Annotated in this window: 1 protein-coding gene; it reads left to right on the top strand. The window is 45.2% G+C overall.

The window, feature by feature from the left end:
- Positions 1–254 precede the first annotated feature (254 nt).
- Positions 255–1,153, top strand: an 899-nt coding sequence (locus PX482_RS12620; protein WP_288122510.1) for an FG-GAP repeat domain-containing protein, incomplete at its 3' end; no start/stop codon positions are given.

Raw genomic sequence — 1,153 nt, 5'->3', positions numbered from 1 at the left:
GGAACAATACCTGAATAAAGTTTCGGTACTATCTACATTACAAGAGATTGTTAAATTAGCAGCTACCGCTAATTCTCTCGCAGAATTTAAGCAGTCTTTCGCAAGAATCCAATAATCTTATCCTAATATCTAGAAAACGGGTTCCTTCGAGAAACCCGTTTTCTTGTTGTAATATTAATTTCTGTTACAGGGGTCTTGAAAGATTGGCGATTTTTTGCAAAAAATCGCACCAGTCATCCTTTGCGGTTAACGTCATGACTTCTACCCTGTTGCCGAGCCTTCCTGCTGTTTACGATATTTTGTTCGATTTCGCTCAATCTGATGGTTTTTGGGCAAATTTAGAAACTGCTTTTGGCACAAGTTATGATGTGGTTAAAGCGACGCAATTACGACAGCAGTGGCAAAGTCGAGATTTTAGTCAACTTCCCCCTATTACAGTTAAAAACCTTGGCAATTCAGGGATTTTCGGCGCATATTCCAGCAGTATTAATAAGATTTATATTTCTCAAGCGCTGATTGATTCGGGGGACGCTACCACCCTCAAAGCGGTGTTATTAGAAGAAATTGGGCATTTTATCGACGCGCAAATCAACAGCAGCGATACCCCGGGGGATGAGGGGCAGTTATTTTCGGCGTTGGTGCGGGGAGAAGTGCTGACAGGGGAGCAAATCGCGGCGATTCAAGGGGAAAATGACGCAGCGACTATTACGGTTGATGGGCAAGCGGTGAGCGTGGAAATGGCAGTCTTTAACGTCTTTAGCTCTGTTATTAATTCAGTGGGGACTTATCCCTATTCGGTAAGGTTAGGGGACTTCAACGGTGATGGCAAATTAGACTTAGCTACAGCAAACAATGTCGCTAATAACGTCTCAGTGCTATTAGGCAACGGCATAGGTAGTTTTGGCACTGCTACTAACTTTGCTGTGGGAAGTAGTCCCCGTTCCGTGACCGTAGGAGACTTTAATGGTGATGGCAAATTAGACTTGGCTACAGCAAACTATGCCAGCAACACCGTCTCAGTCCTCTTGGGAACTGGCACGGGTAGCTTTGGCATCGCCACTAATTTTAGTGTGGGAGATCGCCCCATTTCCGTGACGGTAGGAGACGTTAACCTTGACGGCAAATCCGACTTAGCCGTTGCGAACGCCGGTAG

Source organism: Microcystis sp. M53602_WE12 (genome assembly GCF_030065455.1).
Taxonomy (GTDB): domain Bacteria; phylum Cyanobacteriota; class Cyanobacteriia; order Cyanobacteriales; family Microcystaceae; genus Microcystis; species Microcystis aeruginosa.
The sequence above is the reverse complement of the archived record's forward strand: the minus strand, read 5'-3'. Positions and strand labels throughout refer to the sequence as shown.